This window comes from Sphingomonas sp. PP-CE-1G-424 (genome assembly GCF_004341085.1).
Classification (GTDB): Bacteria; Pseudomonadota; Alphaproteobacteria; order Sphingomonadales; family Sphingomonadaceae; genus Sphingomonas.
The window spans coordinates 82980-97924 of the sequence record NZ_SLXW01000003.1 but is presented as its reverse complement, the minus strand read 5'-3'; the positions used below and the strand labels follow the sequence as shown (position 1 = coordinate 97924).

General features: G+C 66.3%; 9 protein-coding genes. 8 read left to right on the top strand and 1 reads right to left on the bottom strand.

The features are described 5' to 3' along the window. Positions 1-122 precede the first annotated feature (122 nt). Entirely contained in the window at positions 123-1415 is a 1293-nt protein-coding gene (locus C8J43_RS10710; RefSeq protein WP_133030899.1) for an MFS transporter, read from the top strand. Here the strand turns inward: C8J43_RS10710 and C8J43_RS10705 are convergent. Further along, positions 1408-3702: a glycoside hydrolase family 3 N-terminal domain-containing protein gene (locus C8J43_RS10705; protein ID WP_133030898.1), complete on the bottom strand. Its 2295-nt coding sequence runs from the start codon at positions 3700-3702 to the stop codon at positions 1408-1410. The genes C8J43_RS10710 and C8J43_RS10705 overlap by 8 nt on opposite strands. A gap of 167 nt (positions 3703-3869) precedes the next feature. Here C8J43_RS10705 and C8J43_RS10700 point away from each other — a divergent pair, with 167 nt between their 5' ends. The 7 genes from C8J43_RS10700 to nirD all read left to right on the top strand — a co-directional run bounded on the left by C8J43_RS10700 (position 3870) and on the right by nirD (position 14851). Beyond that, a complete protein-coding gene (locus C8J43_RS10700; protein ID WP_133030897.1) occupies positions 3870-4913 on the top strand; it encodes a LacI family DNA-binding transcriptional regulator in 1044 nt (347 codons plus the stop codon). Beyond that, positions 4910-7972 carry a TonB-dependent receptor gene (locus C8J43_RS10695; RefSeq protein ID WP_243645517.1) on the top strand — a complete coding sequence of 1021 codons (3063 nt, stop codon included), beginning with the start codon at positions 4910-4912 and terminating at the stop codon, positions 7970-7972. Before C8J43_RS10700 ends, C8J43_RS10695 begins: the two co-directional genes overlap by 4 nt. A 447-nt stretch (positions 7973-8419) precedes the next feature. Then, positions 8420-8998, top strand: coding sequence for an ANTAR domain-containing protein (locus C8J43_RS10690; protein ID WP_060525221.1), 579 nt, complete (start codon positions 8420-8422; stop codon positions 8996-8998). Continuing rightward, positions 8998-10212 (top strand): CmpA/NrtA family ABC transporter substrate-binding protein, encoded by a 1215-nt coding sequence (locus tag C8J43_RS10685; protein WP_133030896.1) that lies wholly within the window; start codon positions 8998-9000, stop codon positions 10210-10212. Before C8J43_RS10690 ends, C8J43_RS10685 begins: the two co-directional genes overlap by 1 nt. A gap of 381 nt (positions 10213-10593) precedes the next feature. Next, a complete protein-coding gene (locus C8J43_RS10675) occupies positions 10594-11976 on the top strand; it encodes an MFS transporter (protein WP_133030894.1) in 1383 nt (460 codons plus the stop codon). A gap of 38 nt (positions 11977-12014) precedes the next feature. Continuing rightward, positions 12015-14516: a nitrite reductase large subunit NirB gene (gene nirB, locus C8J43_RS10670; RefSeq protein WP_133030893.1), complete on the top strand. Its 2502-nt coding sequence runs from the start codon at positions 12015-12017 to the stop codon at positions 14514-14516. Beyond that, positions 14513-14851 (top strand): nitrite reductase small subunit NirD, encoded by a 339-nt coding sequence (gene nirD / locus C8J43_RS10665; RefSeq protein WP_175518279.1) that lies wholly within the window; start codon positions 14513-14515, stop codon positions 14849-14851. Before nirB ends, nirD begins: the two co-directional genes overlap by 4 nt. Positions 14852-14945 lie beyond the last annotated feature (94 nt).

Genomic DNA, 14945 nt, shown 5'->3' with positions numbered 1-14945 from the left:
TAGACATCTTGCGGGGCGTCTACGAGGTTCTCGAGCAAGTCACGCTCCGCCACGAAACTCGTGGTCAAAACAGTACCATGACTCCGCAGCCTATGATCCGAATATCCACCCGAAAATCCTCGATGCGCGCTGAGCGCGGCGATAGGGCAGGCCCGAACGGCACGCTGGTGATCTTCAGCGCCGGCGATTTCGCGTTCAACCTCTATTGGCAGGCGATAAGCCTGTACCTGCTCTTCTACTATATCGATGCGCTGGCGTTGCCGCCCGCGACCGCCGGGCTGGTGTTCATGATCGGCGCGATCTGGGACGGTGCCGCCGATTTCCTTGCCGGGGCGGCGGCGGAGCGGATGCGGCTTTCGTATCGTCGGCTGGTCGGATGGGGTGCGCTGCCGCTCGGACTGACGTTCGTCGCCATGTTCTCCGTGCCGACCGGTGCCGCCGCCTTCGCGCTGGCGACGCAGATGATGTTCCGCACGCTCTACGCGTTCACCAACATCCCCTATGCGGCGTGGACGACACGCGTGGCGCAGACCAGTCGGGATCGCTCGCTGGTAGCCGGGTTGCGCATGGGGTTCGGCTCGGCAGCGGGAGCCCTGGTCGCGCTGCTGCTGCCCTGGCTGGTGGCGCGAACCGGAAGCTACGGCGTGGCCTCCGCCATCCTCGCCGTCGTCGCGGTGCCCCTGCTCGCGATCATGGCGTGGCGCGTGCCCGAGCCGACCCCGAGTGCCGCACCGGCAGAGCGGCTCGCGATCTGGTCCGGACTGGCGGTACTGGCGCGCAACCGGGCCTTCGTCGTGCTCAACGTCGCGTCGGCCGCCGGCGGCGCCGCGACCGCGCTGACCAGCCAGTCGGTGCTCTATTTCTTCCGCTACGTTCTGCAGGACGCGCCGGGCGGTCCTCGCGCACTGGCGGCGATGGCGGTCAGCAGCCTCGTCGCGGTACCGCTCTGGACGGCGCTCGCGCGCACCCGCGGCGCCCGCACCGCATGGTTGGGCGCCGGGGTGCTCGCGCTGATCGTGCCTGCGGTGTTCGCGCTAACCGGTTGGCCTGGCAGCACGGCGACGGCGGCATTCCTGCTGGCAATGCAGGCGGCGTTCGTCGGCTTCGCGCTCGCCGCCTGGACGCTGCTGCCCGATACCGTCGATTGGGGCGAAGCGCAGAGCGGCAAGCGGGTCGAGGCGCTCGCGTTCGGCACCTACGCGCTGATGCAGAAGATCGCGCTGGCGGGCACGGGCTTCGCGATCGGCATGATCTATCAGGCGAACGGCTTCGTCGCCGGTGCCGTTCAGGGCCCAGCCAGCCTGTACGCGATCCGCTGGCTGATGCTGGCCGGCCCTGCGCTGCTGATCGCGGCGATGCTGGCGGCGGTCCTCGCCATCCCGCTTCGCCGCGATACGATGGCCAGCCTCAGGTGAGCGTGAACTCGCCCGACACCCCCTCGGCCTGCGCGGACGGTGCGATCCAGATACGGAAGCGGCCAGGCTCGACCGTCGGCTTCAGGTCCCTCCCGACGAACAGAAGGTCCGCCTTGCGCAGCGTGAACGAGACGATCTGTCGCTCGCCGGGCTTGAGCATGATCTTCCGGAACGTCTTCAGTTCGCGGACAGGCCGCGTGATGCTCGCGGCGAGATCGTGGATATAGAGCTGCACCGTTTCCTCGGCGGCCCGCGTGCCCGAATTGGCGATCGTCGCGCTGACCGTCAGTGCCCCGTCCCCGGCGATCTGTCCGGTACCGAGATCGAGCCTGGCATACTCGACCGTGCCGTATGTCAGCCCGTGACCGAACGGGAATAGCGCTTCGTTGGCGAACTCGCGGTAGTGCGCCTTGTATTCGAGGAGCGGTCCAGGCGGGTTCGGACGCCCCGTGCTCTTGTGATCGTAATGATACGGCTCCTGCCCCGTCGCGTGCGGGAACGAGACGGGCAAACGCGCCGAGGGCCCGGTCTTGCCGAACAGCACGTCCGCGATCGCTGGGCCGTCCTGCGACCCGAGAAACCATGTTACGAGGATCGCAGGCGCGGCCAGCACCGCGCCGCTCAGCACCAGGGCGCGGCCGGTGCGGAGCAAAACGACGATCGGCTTGCCGGTCGCCGCGACCGCCTCGACCAGCGCGATCTGAGCGGGCGGGATGACGATGTCGACGCGCGACTGCGCCTCGCCCGACATCCGCTGGCTCTCGCCGATCGCCAGCACGACCACATCGGCCGCGCGCGCCGCGGCAACCGCCGCAGCAATCCCACCGGCCAGCGGCGCATCGACACCCGATCCGAGCGCGACGCTGACCCGCGACGGATCGGCGACCGTGGCGCGGACTCCGGTCGCGAGGTCGACCGCTTCGGCGTCGGTGCCGTACACGTTCCACGGCCCGATCAGGTCGTGCTGCCCCGCCGCGAACGGACCGATCAGCGCTATCCGCTTGCCCTGTCGCGGCAATGGCAGCAGGTTGCCGTGGTTCTTGAGCATCACGATCGACTTGGTACCCGCCTCCCGCGCCAGCGCCAGCGTCTCGCGCGTGCGGATACGCGTCCGCTCGCGACGCGGGTCGATACGGCGGAACGGATCGTCGAACAGACCAAGCTGCACCTTCAGCGCCAGCACGCGGCGCACCGCCTCGTCGAGCCGCGCCATCGGCACCTCGCCCGCCGCGACCAGATGGGGCAGATGCTCGATATAGAAACCGCTCTGCATGCTCATGTCGACGCCGGCCATGAAGGCAAGCTTGGTCGCCTCGCGCGCATCGGCGGCGAAACCATGCGCGATCAGTTCCTCGTCACCGGTATAGTCGGAGACGACCAGGCCGCCGAACCCCCATTCACGGCGCAGCACGTCGGTCAGCAACCAGTCGTTCGCGGTCGCCGGGATGCCGTTGATCTCGTTGAACGATGCCATCACGGTCGGTGCGCCCGCCCCGAAGGCGGACTCGAACGGCGGGAAATACACCTCGCGCAAAGTCCGCTCGGAGATGTCGACCGTGCTGTAATCCAGCCCCGCCTCGGCCGCGCCATAGGCGGCGAAATGCTTGGCGCAGGCGGCGACCGCATCGGCCGCGGCCAACCCATGCTCGCCTTGGAAACCACGAACGCGCGCGGCGCCCATCATCCGGCCGAGCAGCACGTCCTCGCCCGATCCCTCGACACCGCGCCCCCAGCGTGCGTCGCGGGCGATGTCGACCATCGGTGCGAACGTCCAGTCGATCCCGGACGCCGCGGCTTCCGCACCTGCCGCCCGCGCAGTCCGCCGTGCCAGCTCGGGATCGAAGCTCGCTGCTTCGGCCAGCGGCACCGGGAACACGGTACGCAGACCGTGGATCACGTCGGCGGCAAAGATCAGCGGGATCTTGAGCCGCGATTCGCGCACCGCGACCGTCTGCATCCGCTTGGCCATGACCGCGCCATTGCCGTTGAACACCCCCCCAAGCTTGCCGGCCCGGACATCGGCCAATTGCCCGTCGAAGCTCGCCGCGCCGCCGGCCGGGTTGAGCGACGTCGCAGCGCCCCCCGCCCAAGCCGCCGCCATCAGCGTCAATTGCCCCGCCTTTTCAATCACGGTCATGCGCCCGATCAGCGCTTCGACGGAGGCGGGCAGCGCCGCCGTACCCGCCTTCGTCTGCTGCAACAGCGCGCGCGCTGGGCTTGCCGCCCAAGCTGCGACCGCGCTTGCGCCCATCAGCATCGCCCGTCGGGAAATCGTTGTTGCCGTCATTCGCTCATCCCTTGCCTGTGCCTGCTGCGATCCCGTTCCGGCGTGTCGGAACGGCAATCGTCGCAAGGTTCTTGATCCATGTTTCTGGATCATGTAACCGGTTACATCAAGAACAAGATGCCGGTCGCAACACGTAAGACCGGTGCCAGAGGGGACCCTGACGCTTCATGCCGTACGCCACCATCCGCGATATTGCCCGTGAGGCCGCGGTGTCGGTGGCGACCGTATCGCGGGCGCTGAACGGGCACAGCAACGTCCGTCCGGAAGTCCGCGCGCACATCGAAAGCGTCGCCACGCGACTCGGCTACGTTCCCCACGCCGCGGCTCGACATCTGAGTTCGGCGCGGTCGGGGATGATCGGCGTCGTGGTCCCCGACCTGCATGGCGAATTCTTCTCCGAACTGTTGCGCGGCATGGACCGCGAGGCTTCGGAGCTCGGCCTCTACCTCATGATGATGGTCATGCACGGCGACGCGCAGCGCGGCGTCGCGGCGTTGCACGCGATGCGTGGCCGGGTCGACGGGCTGGTGGTCATGGCACCGCAGGTGTCAGCCGGCGAGTTGCTCGCGCACCTGCCGCAGGGCATGCCGGCCATCCTGGTCAATTGCGCGCCCGGCCAAGTCGGCCGTTCGGAGCTGCGCATCGACAATGTCGCGGGCGCGACCGCGCTGGTCGAGCATCTGATCGCGGGCGGCCGGCGGCGGCTGGTCCACATCGCCGGCCCGGAGGGCAACATCGACGCCGAGGAGCGGTTGCGCGGCGCGCGCGATGCCTGCGCCCGCGCCGGCCTCGCGCTGCACGTCCTCCCGGGTGATTTCCGGGAGCCCGCCGGGGCCAGCGCGGTGGCGACGCTGCTCGACGACGGCACCGAGTTCGACGCGATCTTCGCCGCCAACGACATGATGGCGATCGGCGCGATGATGGCGCTGAAACGCGCCGGCGTCGCGGTCCCCGACCAGGTCGCGATCTGCGGCTTCGACGACGTCCCGCTGACCCGCCTCCTCTCGCCGTCGCTGACCAGCGCCAGCATCGACATCGCCAGTTTCGGAGCGGGTGCCGTCGCGCGGCTGGTAAAGGCGATCGCGGGCGAAGACGACGGCCTGATCGAGCACCGCGTGCCCGTCGTGGTCGTCCGCGAGTCGACCGGTCCAATGCTTTTCGATGTCCACAACAAGACACCCGAACAATCGGGAAAAGGGGAACTACGATGAACAAGATGATGTTGCGTGCGGCGGTGGTATCGCTGACGGCGCTGTCCAGCGGGCTGCTGTTCGCGCCGGCGCCCGCGTCGGCACAGGTCGGCCAAGCGTCGTTGCGCGGCACACTCACGGCGCCGGCCGACAATCCGGTGATCGAAGTCGCAGCGGTCGAGATCTCTACCGGCATCCGCCGGGTCGTGCCCGCCGACGCAGCAGGCGCGTATAACTTCGCGTCGCTGCGCGCCGGCACCTACCGGCTCGAGATCAAGCAGCGCAACGGCACGCGCAATTCGGACGCGTTCACGCTGCGCGTCGGCCAGACCGCCGGCCTGGACCTCGATCTGGCCACCGCGCCCAACCCGGCTGCTCCCGCAACCGAAGGTGCCGCGCCCGCCACGACACCCGAAGCCGGCACCGATACCGCGGCGGCAGGATCCGGCGGCGAGATCATCGTCACCGGCAACCGCATCCGATCGCTGTCGGGCGGCCAGGTCGGTAGCGTCATCTCGTCGCGCCTGATCGAGCAATTGCCGCAGAACAACCGCAACTTCCTCGCGTTCGCCGATCTCGCCCCCGGCGTCCGCTTCATCGAGGATTCGAGCGGTTCGTCGCGCATCCAGGGCGGCGCGCAGGACAGCCGCACGGTCAACGTCTTCATCGACGGCGTCAGCCAGAAGGATTACGTCCTCAAGAACGGCATCACCGGCCAGGACACCAGCTCGGGCAATCCCTTCCCGCAGCTCGCGATCGGCGAGTATCAGGTGCTGTCGTCCAACTACAAGGCCGAGTTCGACCAGGTGAGCTCGGTCGCGATCACCGCAGGCACGAAGTCCGGAACCAACGAATTCCACGGCGAAGCGTTTTTCGACTTCACCAATCAGGACCTGCGTGATCGTCGGCCGAGCGAAATATTTCCGACCTATATCCCCAAGACCGACACCAGCAACAAACAGTTCGGCGCCGCATTGGGTGGCCCGATCATCAAGGACAAGATGCACTTCTTCGGCACCTACGAAGGCAAGCGCATCTCCAGCCCGTACGATGTCCGCCCGAACAACAACTTCCCGATTTCGTCCGTTCCGGAGCAGTATCGCGACAATTTCGGGACGTTCGCGCAGCAGTTCAAGGAAGACCTGTATTTCGGCAAGATCGACATCGTGCCGACCGATAACGACCTGATCGAACTGTCCGGCAAGTACCGCAAGGAATCCGGGCTTCAGAACATCACCGGAATCGATGCGGCGAGCACCGCCACGCTGAACAAGGTCGAAGATAAGCGCGGGCTGCTCCGCTGGCAGCATACCGGCGACCAGTGGATCAACGATGTGCGTGTGTCCTATGAGAATGCGATCTTCTCACCGACGCCCTCGACCGATGGCATAACGCAGTTCTTCCAGTCGACCGAACGGTTCGGGACATCCGTCCAGCGGAATGACATCCTGCGGTTCGGCGCGGGCAGCAACTTCCAGTCGAAGGGGCAGAAGGGCTGGACCCTGCAGGATGATTTCACGTTCACCGGCTTCAAGGGCCACACGATCAAGGTGGGCGGCAAGGCCAAATGGGTGAAGCTCAACTCGCTCGAGCAGAACTTGACCAACCCGTTATACACCTATGACGTCAACGCGATCCCCGGCGTCGCCTTCAACGACACGCTGCCCTACCGACTCCAGTTCGGTGCAACGACGGATGCGTCGGGTAACGCGACGGTCAGGTCCAACAACTTCCAGCTCGGCTTCTACGCGCAGGACGATTGGGACGTCACCAGCCACCTTACGCTGAACCTCGGCCTGCGCTGGGATTACGAGCGGACGCCCGCCTATCTCGATTACGTGACGCCGGCGGTCAACGTGGCGGCGGTGTCGCCCGAAAACTATCCGAACCTCAGAAACGCCGATTACGACATTAACGACTTCATCACCGACGGCAGCAAGCGAAAGGCGTTCAAGGGCGCGTGGCAGCCGCGGCTTGGCTTCACCTATCGCTTCGACGAGGCGGGTCGCTTCTCGATGTTCGGCGGCTATGGCCGGTCGTACGATCGCAACCAGTTTGACTTCCTGCAGCAGGAGGTCAGCCAGGGCCGGTTCCAGGTCCGCAGCTTCAACTTCATCGGCAATGACTCGGTCAATCCCTGCACGCCCAGCCAGACCTGCATCGCGTGGAATCCGATCTACCTGACCGACGCCGGACGTCAGCAGTTGCTCGGCGCCGCGACCGGCGGCGGCAGCGAGTTCCGCTTCATGAACAACGATCTCAAAGTGCCCTATTCGGACCAGTTCAGCCTGGGCGTGCGCGGTCGCTTCTCGCCGGTCGAGCTCGAGGTCGGCGTCACGCACATCGAAAGCAAGGACGGGTTCGTCTTCCTGCTCGGCAATCGCAGGACGGACGGCTCGTTCTTCTTCAACGATCCGACCTCGGCCACCGACATACCGCAGTCGCCCACGACCTTCACGCCAAACGGTTATGGCTCGATCATTCTCGGCAGCAATGGCCTGAAGACCAACTCGGACGCTGCCTATTTCAAGCTGACCAAGGTCTATTCGGCATCCTCGCCGTGGAGCATCGACGCCACCTACACCTACACCCGGGCAGACGAGAACCGGAAGTTCGGGGAGACCTATTCGCTCGATTACGCGCAGATCTCGGATTACCCCACGCTGCGCTCGTCGGCCGTGCCACGGCACCGGCTCGTGATCGCGGGCAGCGTCGACACACCGATCGGCGTGACCTTCTCGAGCAAGTTCCAGATCGAATCGCCGGCATTTGTAAAGGGCTTCATCGACAATGCGGATCCGTTCGGGCGCATCCTTGTCGGGCGCCAGGTGGATAGCCTCGGCGATGTCTGGGGCCGCCGCCAGCTGGATTTCGCGTTCACGAAATATGTGCCGATCGGCTTCGTCAGCGATCAGGCGCGAATCCGCATGCGCGTCGATATCCTGAACGTGATGAACGATCGCAACTATGTCGACTTCAACAGCAATGCGAGCGATCCGGCCTTTGGTCAGCGGTCGTCGTACAGCATCGGCGGCAACCCACCGCGAACGGTCAAGCTGTCGGCGGGCTTCTCGTTCTGACCCCTTTGGTGGGTCGCGGCCTGTCCGCGACCCACCACGTTTCTGGGCGAAATCTCGCTATCGAAGGACGTCATGATCGATGTCAGGCTGAAGAAGCCGGTCCCGATGCCGACGGTGTCATTCGATGATATAGGCACTTGCGCTGATCGCAATCGCTCAACGCTGAAGCCACTCACTTTCGAGTGACCATCGCCGCGCGGGCGGGGGCGTCGCCCCATAAGCAGTTGTTTACAGGTAATTAGCGGCGTTCCAACTTTCGCCCTATATTAACGGCGATTGCTATCATTTTCAGCAGCTTAGAAATACGTTCAGGCATAGATTCTTCAATACCAGTTTGGCTGTTTAGCCCAGCGATCGGTCTCAGGCCGTACCCGCTCTCTTCGCCTACTGTACGACCTTGATCGATGTGGCCTCGCCATCAGGATCGGTGCAGCATAAGACCGCCCGATGCGGATCGCGATCATCGACACGAGCACGACCCGGGCGGCGATCATCTCGGACGGCCTGCGCGAGGCGGGGCTCGACGATATCGTCGTGATCGACGGCACGTTGGGTATGGTCGCCGCGCTCGAGAAGGCGGCGCCCGAAGTGGTGTTGATCAACCTCGAGAACCCCAGCCGCGACGTGCTTGAGGAATTCTTCGCGGTATCACGCGCACTGGCCCGCCCGATCGCGATGTTCGTCGACCAGAGCGATGCGGAATCCACCGCTGCCGCGGTCGATGCGGGGGTTTCGGCGTATATCGTCGACGGACTCGCCAAGCAGCGGATCAAGCCGGTCATCGACCTCGCGATCCGCCGGTTCCAGGCGTTCGCAAGGTTGCAGGCCGAGCTGCACGAAGCCCGCAGCGCGCTCGCCGATCGCACCACCGTCGACCGTGCCAAGGCGATCCTGATGAAACGCCGCGGTATCGACGAGCCGACCGCGTACGGCCTGCTTCGCGCGCAGGCGATGCGATCCAACCGCAGGATCGCCGAGATCGCCGACGCGATCATCACCAGCGATGCGCTCATGGGAGATTTGTGATGGCGCTCGACCGGGTCCGCATCGGTTTCCTCCCGCTCGTCGATGCGGCGCTGCCGATCCTCGCGCGCGAACGCGGGTTCGCCGAGGCCGAGGGACTGGAGATCGAACTCGTCCGCGACATGACCTGGGCGACGGTGCGCGATCGGCTGTTGTACGGGCACACCGACGCCGCGCACATGGTCGCGCCGCTCGCGATCGCGACGGCGCTGGGGCGTGGGCGGCCAGCGGTGCCTATGGCGGTGCCGTTCGTGCTGGGGCTCAACGGCAATGCGATCACGCTGTCGCTGCCGCTTGCGGCACAGGTCATGGAGGGCGATGCGCTGGGCGATCCGGTGGTGCTGGGTGCGCGACTGAAGTCAGTCGCAACCGAGCGTGCCGCGACGGGGCGGCGGCTGCGGTTCGGCGTGGTGCATCGCTATTCGAGCCATAACTACATGCTGCGCTACTGGCTCGCCGCGGTAGGCATCCGGCCGGATACTGACGTCGAGATCGTCACGACCAGTCCGACTTTCGCCGCCGATGCGTTGGCGGCGGGCGAAGTCGATGGCATCTGCGTCGGCGAGCCCTGGAACGGCGTCGCGGTCGATCGCGGCGTCGGGCGGATCGCGCTGGTAACCGCGCAGGTCTGGCAGCGTGGCGTCGAAAAGGTGCTGGCGATGCGCGCCGCGACGCTGGCCGAGCGTGGCGACGTGGTCCACCGGCTGATCCGTGCACTGCACGCTGCCGCCGCGCAGTTCGTCGATCCGGACACGCTTGAGGAGAATGCGGCGATACTTGCTCGCGCGGAGTATCTCGATGCCCCGGTGGATGCGGTGTCGCGGGCGATCGGCGACCGGGTGCGGCTGGTGAAGGATGCGGGGCCGATCCACGTGCCCGACTTCATGTTCCAGTACCGCGAGGCGGCGAACTTCCCGTGGCGCAGTCAGGCGGCGTGGCTGTATTCGCAGATGGTACGCTGGGACGGCACGCCGTTCTCGGCCGAGGAGGCGGACGTCGCGCAAGGGGTGTTCCGACCGGACGTGTACCGCGCGGCGCTGGCGGGCTCGGGCGCGCCGTTGCCGAATGCGAGTTCGAAGCTCGAAGGGGCTATCGGCGCGGACAGCATCGGCGCGGGATCGACGCAGGGGCGGTTGATCCTCGGGCGCGATGCGTTCTTCGACCGGCGCGCGTTCGATCCGGATGATATCGAGGGGTATCTGGCCGGCTTGCCCTAGGCATTGCCTTCGCCCCTCCCTGGAAGGGAGGGGTTGGGGGTGGGTCGGCCAGCTTGAGCCACTGCGGTTCGGACTTGCGGAAGCCGACCCACCCCCTGCCCCTCCCTTTCAGGGAGGGGTGTTTTAGCGTCAATCGCCCGGCCAAACCCAAATCTGCTGCACCCGCGAAATGACGCTTGCGTGACCCGCCCACTTCGGTCATCTTCGCATCGTCCGGCAAGGGAGTCGGACACGAAATCATCGCGAGACCGGTTCCAACGAAGGGACCTGACCGCGTAGGATGATCCACCGATCGTCCATAGGCAACGAAGCCGCTCCGATGCGTCCGCAAGGTCGCCGTCGGGGCGGCTTTTTCTTTGTCCGCCGCAGATGGGGGAAATCATGCTGTTCGCATCACCAGCTATCGACACCGCCGCTTCGAAAGCCACACGGATCGACCTGTTCAGTGCCGCCACGCCGCAGATGCGCGCGTTCCACGTTACCTGGGCCGCGTTCTTCGTATGCTTCTTCGCATGGTTCGCCGCCGCGCCCCTTATGCCGCTGATCAAGGCGGAGTTCGGCTTGAACAAAGACCAGATCGCCAACATTAACATCGCCGCGGTCGCGGTGACGATCCTGGTGCGGCTGGTGGTCGGGCCGCTCTGCGACCGGTTCGGGCCGCGGCGTACCTACACGTGGCTGCTGCTACTCGGCGCGATCCCAGTGTTCGGGCTGGCGTTCGCGCAGACCTACGAGACGTTCCTGTTCTTCCGCCTCGCGATCGGCGCGATCGGCGCGTCGTTCGTCATCACGCAATATCACACGAGCGTGATGTTCGCGCCGAACGTCGTCGGCACCGCCAACGCGACCGTCGGCGGCTGGGGCAATGCCGGCGGCGGTGCGGCGCAGAGCCTGATGCCGCTGGTCGTCGCGGCGCTCGTCGGACTCGGCGTCGAGCACGCGTTCGGCTGGCGCGCCGCCATGTTCGTGCCGGGCGTCGCGATGGTCGCGATGGCGTTCGTCTATGCGCGCTACACGCAGGACACGCCGCAGGGCGACATCGTAGACCTCCGCGCCGCGGGCATCGAACTCGACGGCGGCAAGGCTACGGGGATGGCGATCTTCCGCCGCGCCGCCGCCAATTACCGTACCTGGATGCTCGCCGCGACCTATGGCGCGTGCTTCGGCGTCGAGATCTTCATCCACAACATCGCAGCGAGCTACTACGTCGACCGGTTCGGGCTTTCGCTGACTAGCGCAGGGCTGGCGGCCGGGATCTTCGGCGGTCTTGCCCTGTTTGCGCGTGCGCTCGGCGGAATCGCGAGCGACCGGATCGCGCTCGTGAAGGGCCTCGACGGCCGCGCGCTGCTGTTGTTCGCGCTGATGCTCGGCGAAGGCGTCGGGCTGGTGCTGTTCGGTCATGCCGGCAGCGTCACGCTCGCGATCCTGGCGATGACGATGTTCGGGCTGTTCACGCACATGGCGTGCGGCGCGACCTATGCGCTGGTGCCGTTCATCGACCGCAAGGCGCTGGGGGGTGTCGCCGGGCTGATCGGCGCAGGCGGCAACATCGGCGCGGTCGCGGCGGGGTTTCTCAACAAGGCCTCGGCCACCCCGCAGCAATGCCTCATCGTGCTCGGCTACGTCGTCGCAGGCACCGCGGTCTGCGCGCTAGCCGTCCGCTTCTCCGCCACGCACAAATCGAACGAGCGCGCGCTGCTCGACGCCGCGCTCGACGCACGCCGCACCAGCGACCGCTCGGTCAACGGCGCGCTCCCCGCATGACCCTCCCTTCCCCGGCTCCAACCCGACTGGATGATCTGATGGAACACCAAACCCCCTTCCCCGACACCCCCTTTTCCAAGCGGCGCGAGCATCTCGTCGTGATCGGCAACGGCATGGCCGGCTGTCGCGCGGTCGAGGAACTGATCGCGCGCGATCCGACCCGGTACCGCGTGACGATCTTCGGTGCCGAGCCGCACGTGAACTACAACCGCATCATGCTGTCGCCGGTGCTGGCGGGCGAGAAGACGTTCGAGCAGATCATCATCAACGATCACGCCTGGTACGCGACCAACACCATAGAGCTGGTGACGAGCGACCCGGTGCAGGCGATCGACCGCGCCGCAAAGACCGTGACCGCACGGTCGGGGCTGACGGTATCGTACGACCGGCTGCTGATCGCGACCGGCTCCGATCCGTTCATCATCCCCGTCCCCGGCAAGGACCTCCCTGGCGTGATCTCGTTCCGCGACATGGCGGACGTCGATCACATGCTCGAGGCTGCGGGCAAGGGCGGCGCGGCGGTCGTCATCGGCGGCGGGCTGCTCGGGCTGGAGGCCGCACACGGTCTCACGCTGCGCGGGATGAAGGTGACGGTGATCCACCTGATGCCGACGTTGATGGAGCGGCAGCTCGACGAGGCGGCAGGGTGGTTGCTCAAGTCGGCGCTGGAATCGCGCGGCCAGGTCATCCTCACCGAGGCGAACACCGCCGAGATCGTCGGCGATACCCACGTCGAGGGCGTGCTGCTGAAAGACGGCACGCTGATCCCCGCGAGCCTCGTCGTCATGGCGGTCGGCATCCGCCCCTCCGTGGCCCTCGCGCGCGACGCCGGGCTGGAGATCGGCCGCGGGATCAAGGTCGACGACCACATGGTCACCAGCGACCCGTCGATCCTCGCGGTCGGCGAATGCGTCGAGCATGACGGCAACGTCTACGGCCTCGTCGCGCCGCTGTGGGACATGTGCCGCGCGCTGGCCGACGGGCTGACCGACAGTCACAGCGGCTATCGCGGATCGGCGACCTCGACCAAATTGAAGGTCGCCGGGCTCGATGTGTTCTCGGCGGGCGATTTCTCCGGTGGTGCAGGCGCGGAGGACATCGTCCTGCGCGATGCGTCGCGCGGCATCTACAAGCGCGTCGTGGTCAAGGACGACCGGATCGTCGGCGCGGTGCTGTACGGCGACACGACCGATGGCGGCTGGTATTTCGACCTGCTCAAGCGGGCGGAAGACATCGCGCCGATCCGCGACATGCTGATCTTCGGCCAGTCGTTCGCCTCGGGGGGAGGCACTGCGGACCCTAAGGCGGCCGTTGCGGCGCTCTCCGACGATGCGGAGATCTGCGGCTGCAACGGCGTCACCAAGGGCAAGGTCGTGGCATGCATCGGCGCCGGCAACGCGACGCTCGATGCGGTCCGCGCGACCTGCAAGGCATCGGCGTCGTGCGGATCGTGCACCGGACTGGTCGAGACGTTGCTCGCGGTCACGCTCGGCGACGAGTATTCGGGCGAACGTTCGGTCAAGACGATGTGCAAATGCACCAGCTTCGGCCACGATGACGTCCGCCGCGAGATCGTCGCGCAGGGCATGCGCTCGATCCCCGAAGTCATGCAGAAGATGAGCTGGTCGACCCCCGACGGGTGTTCGTCGTGCCGGCCTGCGCTCAATTACTATCTGCTCTGCGCGCTGCCGGGCGACTACAAGGACGACCAGCAGAGCCGCTACGTCAACGAGCGCGTGCACGCGAACATCCAGAAGGACGGCACCTATTCGGTCGTGCCGCGGATGTGGGGCGGGCTCACCAACCCGCGCGAGCTGCGCGCGATCGCCGATGTCGTCGAGAAATACGATGCGCCAATGGTCAAGGTGACGGGCGGCCAGCGGCTCGACATCTTCGGGATCAAGAAGGAGGATCTGCCCGCGGTCTGGGCCGATCTCAATGCCGCCGGGATGGTCAGCGGACATGCGTACGGCAAATCGCTGCGCACTGTGAAGACCTGCGTCGGGTCGGACTGGTGCCGGTTCGGAACGCAGGATTCGACCGGGCTCGGCGTCAAGGTCGAGCGGATGACCTGGGGCAGTTGGATGCCGCACAAGTTCAAGATCGCGGTCAGCGGCTGCCCGCGCAACTGCGCCGAGGCGACGATCAAGGATTTCGGCGTGGTCTGCGTCGACAGCGGCTACGAGCTGTCGGTCGGCGGCAATGGCGGGATCAAGGTCCGCGCGACCGACTTCCTGTGCAAGGTCGCGACCGAGGAAGAGGCGATGCAGTACTGCGCCGCGTTCATCCAGTTGTACCGCGAGGAAGCGCGCTATCTGGAGCGCACCGCGCCGTGGATCGAGCGGATCGGCGTGGAATATATCCGCGAGCGGATCGCGGACGATCCGGAGGGCCGCGATGCGCTGGCGGCACGGTTCCTGTTCTCGCAGCAGTTCACGCAGGACGATCCGTGGGCGGCACGCGCGGCGGGCGAGCACCGCGAACAGCATGCGCCGATGGCGCGGTTCACGCCCATCGACAGCACGAGGGAAATGGCATGATCGGCGAATGGCTCGATATCGGCTGGGTCGACGAGATCCCGGTCCGCGGCAGCCGCACGGTGCAGGTCACCGGTGGCGACGACATCGCGGTGTTCCGTACCGGCGACGGCAAGGTCTTTGCGCTGGCGGATCGGTGCCCGCACAAGGGGGGACGGTTGTCGCAGGGCATCGTGCATGGCGGCGCGGTGGCGTGCCCGCTGCATAATTGGCGCATCGCGCTGGATACGGGGGAGGCGCTGGGCGAGGACAAGGGGTGTACGCCGGTGATCCCGGTTAAGGTGAGCGGTGGCCGTGTGCTCCTCTGCCGCACCTCGACCATGAAAGCCGCCGCATGAGCGCGCCACTGCTCCCTCTCCCCTTTGGGGAGAGGATCGGAGTGAGGGGTCGGGGCACGTGCGGCGTTTCCCAACTGCACCTCACCCAACTCTC